Source organism: Belliella buryatensis (genome assembly GCF_900188245.1).
GTDB lineage: Bacteria > Bacteroidota > Bacteroidia > Cytophagales > Cyclobacteriaceae > Belliella > Belliella buryatensis.
Genome location: NZ_FZOK01000007.1, coordinates 185,627 through 200,477 on the forward strand (window position 1 = coordinate 185,627; position 14,851 = coordinate 200,477).

Annotated in this window: 8 protein-coding genes; 5 read left to right on the forward strand and 3 right to left on the reverse strand. The window is 40.0% G+C overall.

All coding sequences use genetic code 11. From position 1 onward, the window contains the following. Window positions 1–50: 50 nt before the first annotated feature. Window positions 51–2,369, reverse strand: a complete 2,319-nt coding sequence (locus CHB66_RS09105) for a T9SS type A sorting domain-containing protein (RefSeq protein ID WP_089240172.1) — start codon at window positions 2,367–2,369, stop codon at window positions 51–53. A 36-nt stretch (window positions 2,370–2,405) separates the two neighbouring features. On the opposite strand from CHB66_RS09105, the gene CHB66_RS09110 reads away from it, so the two are divergent. From CHB66_RS09110 to CHB66_RS09120, 3 genes are read left to right on the forward strand one after another with little or no spacing between them, the layout of a single operon-like run. Further along, the gene (locus CHB66_RS09110; RefSeq protein WP_089240174.1) at window positions 2,406–3,605 is read left to right on the forward strand and encodes an Lnb N-terminal periplasmic domain-containing protein; all 1,200 of its coding nucleotides are present in this window, start codon (window positions 2,406–2,408) and stop codon (window positions 3,603–3,605) included. A 55-nt stretch (window positions 3,606–3,660) separates the two neighbouring features. Continuing rightward, window positions 3,661–5,697 carry an excinuclease ABC subunit UvrB gene (uvrB, locus tag CHB66_RS09115; protein ID WP_089240176.1) on the forward strand — a complete coding sequence of 679 codons (2,037 nt, stop codon included), beginning with the start codon at window positions 3,661–3,663 and terminating at the stop codon, window positions 5,695–5,697. Between the two features lie 2 nt (window positions 5,698–5,699). Continuing rightward, on the forward strand, window positions 5,700–6,335 hold the full coding sequence (locus tag CHB66_RS09120; protein ID WP_089240178.1) for an AlbA family DNA-binding domain-containing protein: 636 nt from the start codon (window positions 5,700–5,702) through the stop codon (window positions 6,333–6,335). A 403-nt stretch (window positions 6,336–6,738) separates the two neighbouring features. On the opposite strand, the gene CHB66_RS09125 is transcribed toward CHB66_RS09120, so the two are convergent. Beyond that, window positions 6,739–7,653 (reverse strand): 1-aminocyclopropane-1-carboxylate deaminase/D-cysteine desulfhydrase, encoded by a 915-nt coding sequence (locus CHB66_RS09125; protein WP_089240180.1) that lies wholly within the window; start codon window positions 7,651–7,653, stop codon window positions 6,739–6,741. Between the two features lie 250 nt (window positions 7,654–7,903). Here CHB66_RS09125 and CHB66_RS09130 point away from each other — a divergent pair, with 250 nt between their 5' ends. Beyond that, window positions 7,904–8,944 (forward strand): RluA family pseudouridine synthase, encoded by a 1,041-nt coding sequence (locus tag CHB66_RS09130; protein WP_089240182.1) that lies wholly within the window; start codon window positions 7,904–7,906, stop codon window positions 8,942–8,944. 876 nt (window positions 8,945–9,820) lie between these two features. Next, window positions 9,821–14,167, forward strand: coding sequence for a hypothetical protein (locus tag CHB66_RS09135; protein ID WP_089240184.1), 4,347 nt, complete (start codon window positions 9,821–9,823; stop codon window positions 14,165–14,167). A gap of 2 nt (window positions 14,168–14,169) precedes the next feature. On the opposite strand, the gene mnmD is transcribed toward CHB66_RS09135, so the two are convergent. Continuing rightward, the gene (mnmD, locus tag CHB66_RS09140; protein WP_089240186.1) at window positions 14,170–14,850 is read right to left on the reverse strand and encodes a tRNA (5-methylaminomethyl-2-thiouridine)(34)-methyltransferase MnmD; all 681 of its coding nucleotides are present in this window, start codon (window positions 14,848–14,850) and stop codon (window positions 14,170–14,172) included. Between the last annotated feature and the right edge of the window lies 1 nt (window position 14,851).

The window sequence follows — 14,851 nt, forward strand, 5'->3', positions numbered from 1 at the left end:
CATTTTGTTTTTTAAATTGAGCAAAAGATAGTCAAAAAATTAAAGAGCACTTAATTTTTGATCAATTTCAATACCTCAAGATGCTTACCATCATAAGCATGTATCAGATACATCCCAGTTTGCAGTGAATCTCCATTGAAATTATTATTAAAATCCTCGTAACCACATATGTTTATCAGGATTCCATTAGAGTCATAGATTTGGATGGTGGAAGATGCTGGATCAAAATAGTTAGGCAGGGTCAGGTGTAATTGTTCGGTTTTGACTGGATTGGGATAGATACTCGCTTTGGGACTGAATTCGTTTAGTCCCTCTAGCCGAAAGACTCGGCTGTAAACGCTCTTACCTTCAAGGTTGGTGAATTTGATTCTAAAGAATATTCTTCCTTTTGGTTTTTCCCAGGAGTATAGGAAGTGGTGGACTAAAATATCTTTTTCAGAAGGTAGCTTTGCAACGCTTTTGAAATGCTCTACTTGGTCTATGGCCTTTTCGATTTCAAAGACTCCTTGCTCTTCACTGGCTGCTATTTTCCAAGAGATATTTACCTCACCTGATTTCCAGATTGCTTTATGATTAATAAAATTAATTGGTAGGATAGAAAGATATCGGTAACTACCAATGGTGAAAGTTTGATTATTGAGCTCGTCATAAGTTAGATTTCTTCTAGCCCAAAGTGTATCTGCATCCACTCCGGGCAAATGTAGACCAGGTGCGGGGATGCCATTGCTGACAATCCTCAAATCGTCTACTGCATCGACTATGAGATTTTCTGCAGCCAATTCCATTTCGATGGGGTCTGACCCGGCTGACAGACCTTCGATTTCGAAGTAAGAGTTGAGTTGATAGAGAATGGGTGTACCGTCCGTATCATCGAAGTCTGGCTCCCAATTTGAGCCAGGAATCTCAATGTACCGCACTTGAAAGTCACCACCAGGAGATGTCCCAGATAGTCGTAGCCTCCTCACTCCACCCTGATAGATATCTTCAAAAGGAAAATGTGCATTTTCATTGGTCAATATCGAAGGGAAATTATTATAAAAAAGTCTGTGGATATTTCTCCAAGTACCACCTAGGTATCTAAATACACCAGCCCCATCTGTATTGACATACAGGTCGTAGCCGTTGAAGTCAATTTGCCCACTTTCCATGATCCAATTACCTAGACTGCGGAGATCGTTGAAAGTTACAATTCTGCCGCTTGGTTTGTTTACATGTATTTGGCTTAAGTCAAGTTCCCAATTGACAATTTGCTGCTCTCCCATACCTTGAAATCTTAGCAAGGTTGGGCCATCACTTGGGGCTGGCCCTGTTAGTCTGCCAATATCCCCGGTGAGAAAAACTGAATCGGGAAGAAGTTTTACGGCAGTATTTTCAAAAAAAAGGTTATGATAGGTTTTTGGATTGCCAGAACTGGCAAAAGTAGTGCTGATTAAGCGTTGTGTACCTGCATTGGAGCGGTAGTAGGTATTGCCTTCAAAGCGAAATTCAGCCACATCCATTTGCGGGTTATTGCCAAGCAGTACGAGATTAGCTCCTGGCTTCAGGTGAAAAAGTGCTGCAGGGATCGTATTCGTTCGTCTGATAATCTGCTCTTGAGGAGGTCCAGGGCATTGAGAGATAAAGGTAGCGCCGGGTTCTATGATAAAGTCTCCATAAGGGCCTGTACCATTGAACATCGCTTGTACATTATAAGAAAAAGTAGAGCAAGCTGGAATACCATCTGTGTTAAGTGTTTGAACTACTGTTCCCGATTCAATAATGAAAGCATTTGCTTTGAAGCCTGAATTGACGGTGAGTGATTGTCCAGGATTTGCTCTGAATCGAACTTGGAATCTACTGTTAAGTGTATTCGCACTCCAAGAAGATCTATCTACTACATTTCTACTGTTTCCAATGAAAACAATACTTCCTGTTTGTGGATAAATCCAATCCGTAGTGGCATTGGAGACATTATTGATCGTGAACTGCCCTAATTCCAATCTAAAAGCTCTCAGCGCTCCATTAACTCTAAGTTCAAAAGTTTGCAAGTTCAAAAGCCTTCCTGGGCTAGCGGCACTAAAAAGATAAAGGTTATTGACTGATTCATTTGCTCTAATTCTGATTTCATTGCCTTGCTGAAAAAACACATTATTCCCAATTTCAGGCTTAGTAGCAGCGGGTAGCCATGCTAACCCGTCCCACCTTTCCCAAATAGCAGGATTATCAAAGTCCCCAGAACTGATTGTTCTGTAATCTCCTATTTCTAAGGCTATCTGAGAAAAGCTAACGTAGGAATATCCCATCTCTAAAAAAATAAACAAGATAATCCTGTAAATTCGTGCTGAATTTAAGGTCAACTGCGTGCCATATTTTCTTTTCAAAAAGTCCATGTTTTAAAAAATAGTCAGACTCATAAAGTTCGTTATATGAAAAACCTTTTGAAAAAAGTTCTGCTCAGTTATTCGTTTATTTATTCGACTATTTTATTTGCCAATGCAGAGCAGTATCAAATCAGTCTTCTTACCTGTGATCCGGGAGATCAGATCTATTCTGTCTTCGGACATAGCGCCATTCGAGTTCTCAATCAAGAAACTGGAGAAGACTTGGTCTATAATTATGGTACATTTGATTTTGACGCGCCATTTTTTGTGGTCAAGTTTACCCAGCGGACTTTAGATTACATGTTGACCGTTACCACCTTTGATAGATTCCTCTACGAGTATCAGTACTTCCAAAGAAATGTTAGAGAACAGATTTTGGATTTGAATCCAAAACAAACAGAAGAGGTGATCCGCTTTTTGAAAATCAACCTTTTGCCTGAAAATAGATTTTATCGATATGATTTTTTCTATGACAATTGTGCCACAAGAATTAGGGATTTGTTTGAAGATATTCTCGGAAAACAGCTAGTTTGGTATGACCCTGCCGAACCTCGGGAACAAACCTTCAGAGAGTTGATAGACGAATATGTCTATCCACTTCCCTGGTATGATTTGGGTATTGACTTGGCTTTGGGGTCTGTTATTGATGCCAAGGCATCGGAGTGGGATAAGCAGTTTTTACCAGATTATATGGAAGCAGCTTTTGCTCGAGCAGAGATAGAAGGTGACGGGCCTACAAGACCTTTAGTCAAAGATGCTAGAACTGTCTTGCAGTTTCCAGATAGGCCATCCGAAGGGAGCCTTTTCAACCCTTATGCGGTGATGTGGCTGGTGGCGATTTTATTTATGGTAATCACTTACCTAGGTTATAAGCGAAAGCGCTTGTATGTGGGTTATGATATAGCGCTGTTTTCTGTACTTGGGTTGGTTGGTTTATTGGTATTTGTGCTTTGGTTTTTGACTTTTCATTCTCAAACTAAGTGGAATTGGAATTTACTTTGGGCTTTCCCGATGCATTTGGTTTTGGTTTATGGTCTTTTAAAGGAAAAGATTCTACCTTGGGTGAGGAAGTATTTGATGTTTGCTTTGATCATGGCTGACGCCGCAGTTATCTTTTGGATATTGGGTTGGCAGTCATTTCACCCTAGTTTGATTCCGATTTTACTGGTGGTGATTCTACGAACTAATTTTCTTTACTATAATTTTGAGACATTTAAGCAGGCTAGACAAATAGGAAATAAGTGATTTGATAAACTATTATGCAGTCTGAGGGTGTTATCTAAAGCTAGTCAAGAAAAAAATGGATTTCAATCTACAATCAGAATACAAACCTACTGGAGATCAGCCAGAAGCAATCAAACAGCTTGTTCATGGACTCAATGAAGGAGATCCTGCACAAGTGCTTTTGGGGGTGACGGGCTCAGGAAAGACATTTACCATCGCCAACGTGATTCAGCAGGTTCAAAAACCCACCTTGGTTTTGAGTCATAATAAGACCCTTGCTGCACAGCTTTATGGTGAGTTCAAGCAGTTTTTTCCTGACAATGCCGTGGAGTACTTTATCTCTTACTATGACTACTACCAGCCGGAGGCCTTTATTCCTACTAGTGGGACTTATATAGAGAAGGACCTTTCTATCAACGAGGAAATCGAAAAGCTCCGCCTTAGTGCTACCTCGGCATTGCTATCAGGAAGAAGAGATGTCATTGTAGTAGCTTCAGTTTCCTGTATCTATGGTATAGGTAACCCAGAGGAGTTTGGGAAAAATGTCATCCGGCTTCAGGAAGGTGACCGAATCCCAAGAAATCAATTGCTTTTCAAATTGGTAGATATCTTATATTCTCGGACTAATCAAGATTTAAGTCATGGCACTTTTAGAGTGAAGGGTGATACAGTCGATATTTTTGTGGCTTATGCGGATTTTGCTTATCGCATTTTCTTCTGGGGAGATGAGATCGAGGCGATACAGCGGGTAGATCCTACTACAGGGAAGAAGATTTCTGATGAGAAGCTCATTTCTATCTTTCCTGCAAACCTCTTTGTAACTGGCAGAGATGTGATTGATACAGCGATTCATGAGATTCAAGATGATTTGATGGCGCAGGTTTCTTTTTTTGAAAAGGACATGAAGCTAATCGAGGCCAAGAGACTGAGAGAGCGGACGGAGTTTGATTTGGAGATGATCAGAGAGCTTGGTTATTGTTCTGGAGTGGAGAATTACTCACGGTATTTTGATAGAAGAAATCCAGGGACAAGGCCATTCTGTCTTTTGGATTATTTCCCTGATGATTATTTATTGGTGATTGACGAGAGTCATGTGACAGTACCTCAAGTGAGAGCGATGTGGGGAGGTGACAGATCTCGTAAGGTGAATTTGGTGGATTATGGTTTTAGATTACCTTCTGCCCTTGATAATCGACCATTGAAGTTTGAAGAATTTGAGGATCTTACCAACCAGGTGATCTACGTCAGTGCTACACCAGCAGATTATGAGTTAGCTCAGACAGAAGGTGTTGTAGTAGAACAGATCATCAGACCAACAGGGCTTTTGGACCCATTGATCGACGTGAGACCAAGTGCCAATCAAATCGATGATTTATTGGAGGAAATAGATCAAACCATCAAGTCTGACGCAAGAGTTTTGGTGACTACGCTGACCAAAAGAATGGCCGAAGAGTTACAGAAATACCTGGAGCGAGCTGGTGTCAAAAGCCGCTACATACATTCTGAAGTCAAGCCATTGGATAGGGTTGAAATACTCAGAGAGCTGAGATTGGGTGTATTTGATGTGTTGGTTGGTGTGAATCTGTTGAGAGAGGGGTTGGATTTGCCTGAGGTTTCTCTTGTTGCCATCTTGGATGCTGACAAGGAAGGCTTCTTGAGAAATGAAAGGAGCTTGGTGCAAACTATTGGTCGTGCAGCTCGTAACTCGGAGGGTCGTGTGATCATGTATGCAGATACTACCACCCATTCGATGCAAATGGCAATTGATGAAACCTTGAGAAGAAGAGCCCTACAAATAGCATATAATGAAGAGCATGGCATCACTCCGAGAACGGTCATCAAGTCAAGGGAAAAAATCATGGGGCAAACCAAGGTGGCTGATAGTAAGAAAAATGCAAAAACCTATGCTGAGCAACAAGACCAAGAGGCATTGGTGGCTGCTGATCCGATTGTTCAGTATCTGAGCAAGGACAAACTAGAAAAATTGATTGCTTCTACCCAAAAGCAAATGGAAAAAGCTGCCAAAGAACTCAACTTCATGGAAGCAGCTAAATTGAGAGATGAGTGGCAAGGCATGAAAAATAGACTTGCAGAATTGAATAGAGGCGTTTAACCATGACACTTCAGGATATCCATAAGTATGCACAACAAGGCGAGGGCCTGACTGTAGAGTTCAAGAAAAAGGCGGCCTATCCTGACAAAATCGTGAGGGAGATGATAGCTTTGGCCAATACTGAAGGGGGGGTGTTGTTGATCGGTGTAGATGATGATGGAACAGTTTCTGGGCAGCGATTTATTGAAGAAGAAGTTTTTGTGATGGGAAAAGCCATCAAAGACTACATTTTTCCTGCTTTGCAGTATGAAGTGGAGGTTTTCAAATTAAATCCCAAGAAAGGCGTCGCTGTATTCTCTATACCCAAGTCAGCAAATCGCCCACATTATATCAAGGAGGAAAAGCAAAGACGTGCATTTATTAGAGTGCAGGATAAGACGGTAAAGGCCAGTAAAGAAGTATGGGAAATCCTCCGAAGGGGAAAGCATCCTAAAGACATGGTTTTTACTTATGGAGACAAAGAAACCATATTGATGCAAGCCCTTGCTGAAAAGGGCGTGTTGACACTTAAGGAATACGCAACAAGGGCAAAGCTGCCTAGATTTTTAGCCTCTAAAACTCTTGTGCGTTTGGTATTGGCCAATGTATTGGAAATCATCCCACAGGAAATCGAGGATCAGTATAGGTTGAAGGAGTAAATTAATTGAAGACCTCTCTAATAGGTATTAAAGGTTTATTTGATTTGGAAGCCTTTTAGATGAATTAGAGTAGAAATACTTTGAAATATGGTTGAAATACAATTGAAATATGTATACCCGCTTTCGCACCAGTAACCATATTTTATTACGCACACACCTTAAATTCAGATGTTGTCGACTGTCGACCGTCGTCCGTTGACGATTATCCGCTTGATCCTTTCGTTTTATTGAATTACTGGTGTCATTGCGGATAATTATAAATTGAAATATAGGGATGTGGCTATACGGAACTTTGCAAGTAAATCATATAGCTTAGCAGAGATATCAATAGATATTGATTGATCATATCGGCGAATTCAAAAGACTGGCAAGGAAACGTATAGACAGATATAGGGATGTGCTGTCAGAGAGGGAGAGAAGTACCGAATCTTTGGTTGAAGCCGGCTAGGCCTTGAAGCCCTCCAGTGTGGAGGAGTAGGATTTTGGAACCTTTGGGGAAGTCTCCATTTTTGATTTTTTCTAATACGCCATAGCACATTTTTCCTGTATATATAGGCTCTAAGGCGATTTGAAATTCTCCGTAAAACCAGCGAATAAAGGCTAGCAAATCACCATTGGTTTTGCCATAGCCACCAAAATGATATTGATCCTCTATTTCAAGTTTACCTTTTGGAGAAATCTGATGTTTGCCGAGTAGATCAGCCATCTCTTGATGAATAAAATCTCCTTTGAGCGAGGAGAATCCTTGGAGTACTTGATGTGGGCCTATGCTAGCTGCCAAGCCTGCAAAGGTGCCTCCTGTTCCGATTGAAGTACAGATATGACTATATTCATTGTCCTGATCAGACAAAATTTCAGAAGTTCCCTTGATGGCTAGGCTATTGGTTCCCCCCTCAGGTACGTGATAGAAGGCCCCATGTGTTTTCCGAAGTCCGTTTAGAAATTCCTCCTCTTTTTTGTTTCTATAATCTACCCTAGACACATAATGCAGCATCATTCCTTTTTCCCGAGCAGCAGCTAAAGTAGGGTTGAGTGGAAGTGTTTCCTCACCCCTAATCATCCCTATTGATTCGAATCCAGCTGCCTGACAGGCGGAGGCTGTGGCATAGATGTGATTAGAATAGGCTCCGCCAAAAGTTAAAATTTTCTTTTTGCCTTCCAGCTTAGCTTGCTCTAAATTAAATTTAAGCTTGAAAAATTTATTACCAGATGCAAGTGGATGCACTTGATCCAGTCTTTTGATAGCCACACTTATACCAAGTCTCTCCCATAACGGGTGGTGGAGGGTATCTGTAGATATTTCTTGTGGAATAAGCATGAAACTTGGTTTATTTATTTATAAGCTAATTCCAAAACCTTTGTATTATTTTCATAGCTATAAACATTCACAGCTTTGGCTATTCTGTATAAAGCTTTTTGAAATCAGCTGTTTGATCTGATGACTTTCGACCGTTGACGGTTATCAGCATGATAAGATTTGAAATATTCACATACTTGTACAATAGCAAATAATCACAATATCTTTTCAAATATCCGAAATATTATGAAAGTAGCCTTACTTTTGTCCCATGGCAGAGGATTTAGATATTGATCAGTTTGAGGATGAAGAGGTAGCACTTTTTGAACATCATCACATGGTGATAGACAAGAAGCAGTCTATGGTACGAATCGATAAGTACCTGACGGACAAATTAGCTAATGCTACAAGAAACAAAGTTCAAACTGCCATCGATAATGGACACATAACGGTTAATGGAAAGACTGTCAAGTCTAATTATAAAATCAAACCGGACGATGAAATCAAGGTATTTTTAGAAAAACCTGTGATGCATACTGAGGTGATTCCCGAAGAATTGTCTTTAGACATCATTTATGAAGATGACTATTTGTTGATCATCAATAAGCCTCCAGGTATGGTCGTACACCCTGCGCATGGCAATTGGACAGGTACTTTGGTTAATGGACTAGTGCATTATTTCAATCAGCTGCCTGAGCTACCGGGCAATAGTGGTCGGCCAGGATTGGTGCATAGAATAGACAAGGACACTTCTGGCTTGCTAGTGATTGCTAAGTCAGAGGCTGCCATGACCGATTTGGCTAATCAGTTTTTTCACCACACGATAGATAGAACTTACATAGCATTGGTATGGGGTGAGCCTGAAGCTGATGAAGGCACCATCAATGCCCATGTGGGTAGAAGTGCCAAGGATCGGAAGGTTATGATGGCTTTCCCAGATGGAAGTCAAGGAAAGCATGCCATCACACATTACAAAGTCCTCAAGAGACTCAGGTATGTGTCATTGATTCAGTGCAACTTGGAGACGGGTCGTACGCATCAAATCAGGGCGCATATGAAGCATATAGGACATCCATTGTTCAATGACTCTATGTATGGTGGGGATAAAATCAGGAAAGGAACCCAGTTCTCAAAGTATAAATCCTTTGTTCAAAACTGTTTTGAACTTATGCCAAGACAGGCGCTTCACGCCAAATCCCTAGGCTTTGTCCACCCAATTACCAAGAAGCGTGAGTACTTTGAGGTACCACTTCCTGAGGATTTCTCAGGTGTGCTCGAAAAGTGGGAGCAATATGTTGTTTTTGAAAAATAGAGTATGACCAAACTTTTATCTATTTAATAGTTTGATGGCTTTCTAATAGGTCGCATTTTAAATATTATAAAAAATTAAGTCATAATTATTGATGATTGTTAATAATTAGTAGATTAATTGACAATTCTTTAACAGGAAACCAAAATATCATTATCAAGTTTTCAAAATTTGAATTTTCGCAATCGTTATAATTTTTGATCAAGAAAATAATAGGCCGTTATTTTAAAAATAATGTAAATATTCAGCTATTTTCTTATAATATTTTCAAGAATAAAATTTGGTGCGTACATTTGTAAAAGAAATCAGAAGTAAAAAGTGCTTTTGAAATGTTTGAAACGAGTCGGTCGTAATTCTGAAAAGAAAAGAGGTTCGAATCCTTATCAATCATCAGGTTATTTTGGGTTTATTGTTAATTGACTAAGCTATGAAATTATATTTCATAGCTTTTTTTATGTTCTAGTTTTTGTAAATAAAATGTGAATAGACTGAATATTTACCATTAATAACCCCCATAATTTTCGGTATCTATCTATAAATTCAATAAGCTTCAAACAATGCCTGCACTTAGATTACCGTAGTACCTCACTTTTGATTAAGTCTCAGTTCTATGGCTGAATACAGAAAGTTAGAGCTTATGTCGTAGACCATTTTCCGAATTTGGTTTTATATATTGTCAATGGGAATGATATTGATGTACTATCGGTGTTGATTACAAGCCAGCATCCAGGAAGCTTGAAAAAGAGGGTAGAATAGCTGAAATCCCATAGTGTTAGTTACAATCCATCTCGGTAAAGACTGGGCATCTTGAATATTGCCTAGACCTATATTGTTTATTTACGAAGGTTTTGTATTACTTTTACTTTAGTAGAAATAGGTATGACTGAACCAACAGCACGGTACAAAACTTGGAAATTAAGGGCTTTAAGATATCTTAAGCCTGCAGGAATCGTCCTTGCTATCTTGTTGGTGCTTCAAGTGGTGACTTATTTTTCTTCAGATTTTTTCCTAAGAAATTACCTCAAAAAGAAAGTTGCTCAAGCATCAGAGGAAAAATATGAGATTGATTTTGACCGCTTCTACATTTCTCTTTTTGCAAGGGGAGTGATTTTCGAAGGCCTGAGCCTCAATCCCGTGGAAGAGGCTTTTGAGGAGCTATCAGATATTCCATATTACAAAATTACTGTCCCAAAAGTATCTCTTACCAGACTTTTTTATCTTTTTGGTAAGCGCGAGTTTCAGATCGGTTTGGTCAAATTGAGTGATCCTTCCATAGAATTTAAGCTTCAAGAGGACTTGGAAGAACTTTTGGAAGAAGGAGAAACTTCCCCGCTGATGATGCTTGAAGAAGAGATCAAAAAGACCTTTGGTGACTTGGGGCTTCGTGAAATTAGGATCAAAGAATTGTTGGTAGACGAAGCAGATCTTTTGTTAAAGAACTTCATTTCTCAAAAGTCCATCAAGGTCGATCATGCTGATATCCGGGTAAAAGACATTCAGCTTCTTCAGGAAAGAAGTCCACAGACACCTTTTAATGCCGCAGGTTTTGCTATAGATTTAGATAATTTCGAAATCTTACTTGCCGATAGTGTTCATACGATTCAGGCCTCAGAAGTGCATATTTCCTCGTTGGAGCAATTCATCGAAGCGAAGAAAATCAGTATTTCTCCTGATTTGTCAAAAAAATCATTGAGCTATTTTCAAGTTGAATTGGCTAATCTCAGGCTTACAGATGCTGATGTCAACAAGGTTTTTTATACCTCTGAAGTTGAGGTTGGATCTCTGAAATTAGTGAAACCAGAATTTAACCTTTATTCTACACCTAGGGAGGTTAAATCTGATGTGGGGATCTTTGATCTTTATGAATTGATAGCGGGGATACTCACTTCAATTCAGATTGCAGATTTGGTAATTGAGAAGGGGAAGTTTACTCAAAGAAATATCGATGATCCTGAAAATCACCGCATCAAAGCCGATCGGATAGATTTTGAGATGAAAGATGTGTACGTCGGACCAAACGAGTCCCTGAAGAAAAATCAATTCTTCTATGCTCAAGATGCTGCTGTGAAATTGCATCAAGTAGAAATTGCTCTTGGAGATGAGATACACAGAGTTACAGGGGATTTTGTTTCACTATCTTCTTTCGATGATGCTATTCAAGTGAAGGATGTCAGGATCTTACCTACAGCAGAGGCGGAGGAAGATGAAGATTTGACCATTTTTGAGATACATGTTCCAGCATTAGACATTCAAGACTCCAATCTCAAAAAAATCTATAATCAAGGGATTGTAGATATCGCAGAAGTGATGATCAATAGCCCAGAAATCATCCTTCGTGATGTCAAAACTGGCAATGGAAATCAAAAATCATTTGATCTTCAAGCGCTAACTCAGGATTTCCTACAAGCGATCTATGTCGGTCGATTGGAAATCAAAGAAGGATCGCTCGTGGTGGATAATAACTTGAGGGTTCGGCAGGATAGTCTTTCTTTTGGTACTGTAAATTTAGTCCTTGAACATTTTGCTTTGGATGATCAAGCTGGCAAAAATAGCAAGAGTATATTTTTAGCTGAGGCATTACAGATTGAGCTGAAAGACTATGCACTCAAACTTTCTGATAATCTACATGTTTTCAAAGCCTCCAATGTCTTTCTTGATACCAAAGCATCAATTGTGAGAATCGAGGGCTTCTCCATTCAACCATTTGACAGAGATCAGATTCAGAATGTGTTAGACCGCTATGATAAAAACACAGTAATTGATATTTATGTGCCTCGCTTCCTCGCAACAGGAGTTGATTTGAATAAAGCCTATTTTGGAGGTGTGCTCAATATCAAGCAGATTAGGGTTCCTTCTCCCAAAATCAACGTGTATAGCTACAGGCAGCGTGAGAGGTCAGAGGATGAAAAAGTAGAAAAGCAAGATGTGCTAGAATTGCTTCAGAATTACTTTACTGCTGTGACAGTTGACTCTTTAATTTTACAGCGAGGGAGTTTGAACTATGAAAACTATGTGAGAGAGAATATCCGTACATTTTCAGAAGACAACGTTTCTATCGCTGTCAAAAATTTCAGAATAGACCAAAACACTAGGCCAGAAGACTTCCGCTTGCTTTTTTCCGAGGAAGTAGATTTGGGCTTGAATAATTATGTTTTCAGTATTGCCGATGGCAAATACAATATCGTGGCAGACCGCATCAGCTTCAATACAGCTAGGGAAGAAATCATTACCAGCAATGTGCAGCTTCGCCCGAGTAACAATGTCATAGATAAGACCAGAATTTCAGCTAATATCCCCAGCCTTTCATTTACAGGTGTGGACCTTGAGCGCTTCCTGTTCGACAATGAACTGAGCTTAAGCAAAGTGAAGTTTTCGGGTTCTTCGGTGAATTTATTGATCAACAAGGATTTTGATGATGCTGATGAAGTGGAGTCTAGCCGAAGAAGAGACCGGGCACTTCCTAAGACGATCAACTTGATCAATATAGATACTGTCACCGCTGAAAACGCAAATTTCAATCTGTCATTTAGAGAAAATGGGATTAGGAGTGAGCTGGTCGATACAGGGATCAATTTGTCAATTTATGACTTCATGCTCGACTCTGCGACTTTAAGCAAAGGAGATATTTCAGGTTTTTTTGGAGGACTATCATTGGCCATTGATGAGTTTTGGTTGACTTTACCAGATAGTGTTCACCGAGTGACTTTTACCAAAGTAGAATTGGATACGCGCTACGAGGGTATTTTCCTCAATAACTTAAGGATTATACCTTACACACTATCAGGAAAACCTGGAATTCCTGTCATATCTGGTCACATACCTACTGCCTTGATCAAGACCGAGGCAGTATCTGATGTGCAATTCAACAAAGATCTTTTGATCAGTGAGTTGAGGCTTTTTAGGCCTGATATAGAGATATTCTTAGACGATGTTGCGAAACCTGAAAAAGAGCAAGAAGCCTTAGAAGAAGGACAAGAAGCAAAGACAGTACTTGAAACCATCAAAGTTGAAGAATTTGAGATTGTCGATGGGAACTTGGCTTTTTTTGACAAAAACTCATCCAAGGAACCTCAGCATTTCAAGAAACTTAACATTACTTTGAAGGATTTAGATATTGATTTGGAGGATATGTCTGGATTTGATCAGGCGGTTTTGTTGAAAAAAGAATTCAAAGTCAGCTTACCAGATTATAAGTTTTATACCAAAGACAGCATGAATGTGCTCACTATTGGTTATGCCTTAGTCAGTCAAGATCAGATTCAGCTTCAGAATGTCAGCATGAAACCTCGCTATGGTAGATTTGCCTATACCAGAAAAATGAATCAAGAGATTGATGTCATGGAGTTCTCTATCCCTGAGGTGCTGATTCACTTCCCAAATCTTGAGCGACTTGCAGAAAAACAGGAACTCCAAGCATCATTGATCGAAGTGATAGACTTGGAAGCTTCAATATTCAGAGACAAGCGCTACCCGCTTGCCGAGGATCAATACAAAATGATGCCACAAGAACTGATGCAGCAAGTAGGTTTTGTAGCCGAGGTGGATACGCTACAGTTGATTAATGGGATGGTACGCTATACTGAGTTCCCAGAGAAGGGACTTGTTCCAGGAGAGATCTATTTTTCTGAACTGTATGCAGCACTATATCCATTTCATTTGGGGGCGAATCCAGAAGATTTCTCTTTGGATAAGAGTTTTATCCTAGCAATGGGAAAGCTCAATGGAGCAGCTGATATCAGCCTCCAAGGGCAGATGCGCTATCAGTCTCCCTATCCTATGCAGATCAATGCGCAGTTAGGAGCATTTGATTTCGATTTGATCAATTCTATCTTGGTGCCAAATGCGCATGCGCAAGTTCGTGAGGGGCGTGTACATGGAGGCGATTGGTCGTTTACAGCTGATAATAAAGATGCCCGAGGTAGTATGGTGCTCATGTACAATGACCTCAGGGTAGACTTGCTAGACGAGAGGACTTTGGAGCTAGGAAAAGGAAGAAAGCGAATCCTTACTTTCGTATTGAATACTTTTGCTTTGAAGAGTCATAACCCTCGAAAGTTCCCTAGGAACACGGTTAAGGGCTCTATCTATGAACCTAGAGATACTGAGAAATTTATATTCAATTACTGGTGGAAAACAACATTCTCGGGCTTGAAGGGAACCTTTGGTTTTGGTCAGTCGCGTCCACCCAAAAAACTTCCTGTTTTAAAAAGGAAAGAAGAGGAGTAGTTTTATTTCACCGCTCTCGTCATTTCTTTTTTTCCCGGAGGGCCAGGTAATGTTTCTACTTTAAGGCCCAAGTCTTTTAGGTCTCGCTTGAGCTGGCCCATGGCACAGTAAGTTGTGAAAATTCCTTCTGGATTCATACTTTCCGTCACCTTTTTCAGCATGTCTTTGTTCCAAAGTTCTGGCTGCTTGCTAGGTGCAAATGCATCGAAAAACACTACATCAGTAGGGTAAAGTTGAACATCCTCTAGCGTGATGATGTCCTTTTTCATATTGAAATATTCTGAAACAATTACACCTTCATTCCATGGAGCTTGATGCAGCCTTTCAAAATAAGGTTTGTAGTGCATGATGGTCTCATCTACCTCGGTATAGTTCAGCTGGCTGTAGATTTCCTTGTCCAAAGGGAATGGCTCAATGCTGTGATACAAAACGGGAACTTTGTTTTGCTCAGCCCACACTAAGGTGAGCCAGGCATTTAACCCTGTACCAAATCCGACTTCAAAAATCCGAATCGGTTGAACTCCTGGATTTCTTACGAACCAAGTTTCCAAACCATATAGCATAAACACATGAACAGACTCACGGTATGCGCCATGAAAGGAGTGATAGGTTTCATTCAGCCCAGGATGATACAAGGAATGTGAGCCGTCCTCGGTCGTGATGATTTTAATTTCGTCAGACATA

Excerpts from the sequence above, each read along its gene's own strand:
- CHB66_RS09130 (WP_089240182.1), top strand. The coding sequence starts at position 7,904 with ATGGCAGAGGATTTAGATATTGATCAGTTTGAGGATGAAGAGGTAGCA.
- CHB66_RS09105 (WP_089240172.1), bottom strand. The coding sequence starts at position 2,369 with ATGGACTTTTTGAAAAGAAAATATGGCACGCAGTTGACCTTAAATTCA.
- CHB66_RS09110 (WP_089240174.1), top strand. The coding sequence starts at position 2,406 with ATGAAAAACCTTTTGAAAAAAGTTCTGCTCAGTTATTCGTTTATTTAT.
- CHB66_RS09125 (WP_089240180.1), bottom strand. The coding sequence starts at position 7,653 with ATGCTTATTCCACAAGAAATATCTACAGATACCCTCCACCACCCGTTA.
- CHB66_RS09120 (WP_089240178.1), top strand. The coding sequence starts at position 5,700 with ATGACACTTCAGGATATCCATAAGTATGCACAACAAGGCGAGGGCCTG.
- CHB66_RS09135 (WP_089240184.1), top strand. The coding sequence starts at position 9,821 with ATGACTGAACCAACAGCACGGTACAAAACTTGGAAATTAAGGGCTTTA.
- uvrB (WP_089240176.1), top strand. The coding sequence starts at position 3,661 with ATGGATTTCAATCTACAATCAGAATACAAACCTACTGGAGATCAGCCA.
- mnmD (WP_089240186.1), bottom strand. The coding sequence starts at position 14,850 with ATGTCTGACGAAATTAAAATCATCACGACCGAGGACGGCTCACATTCC.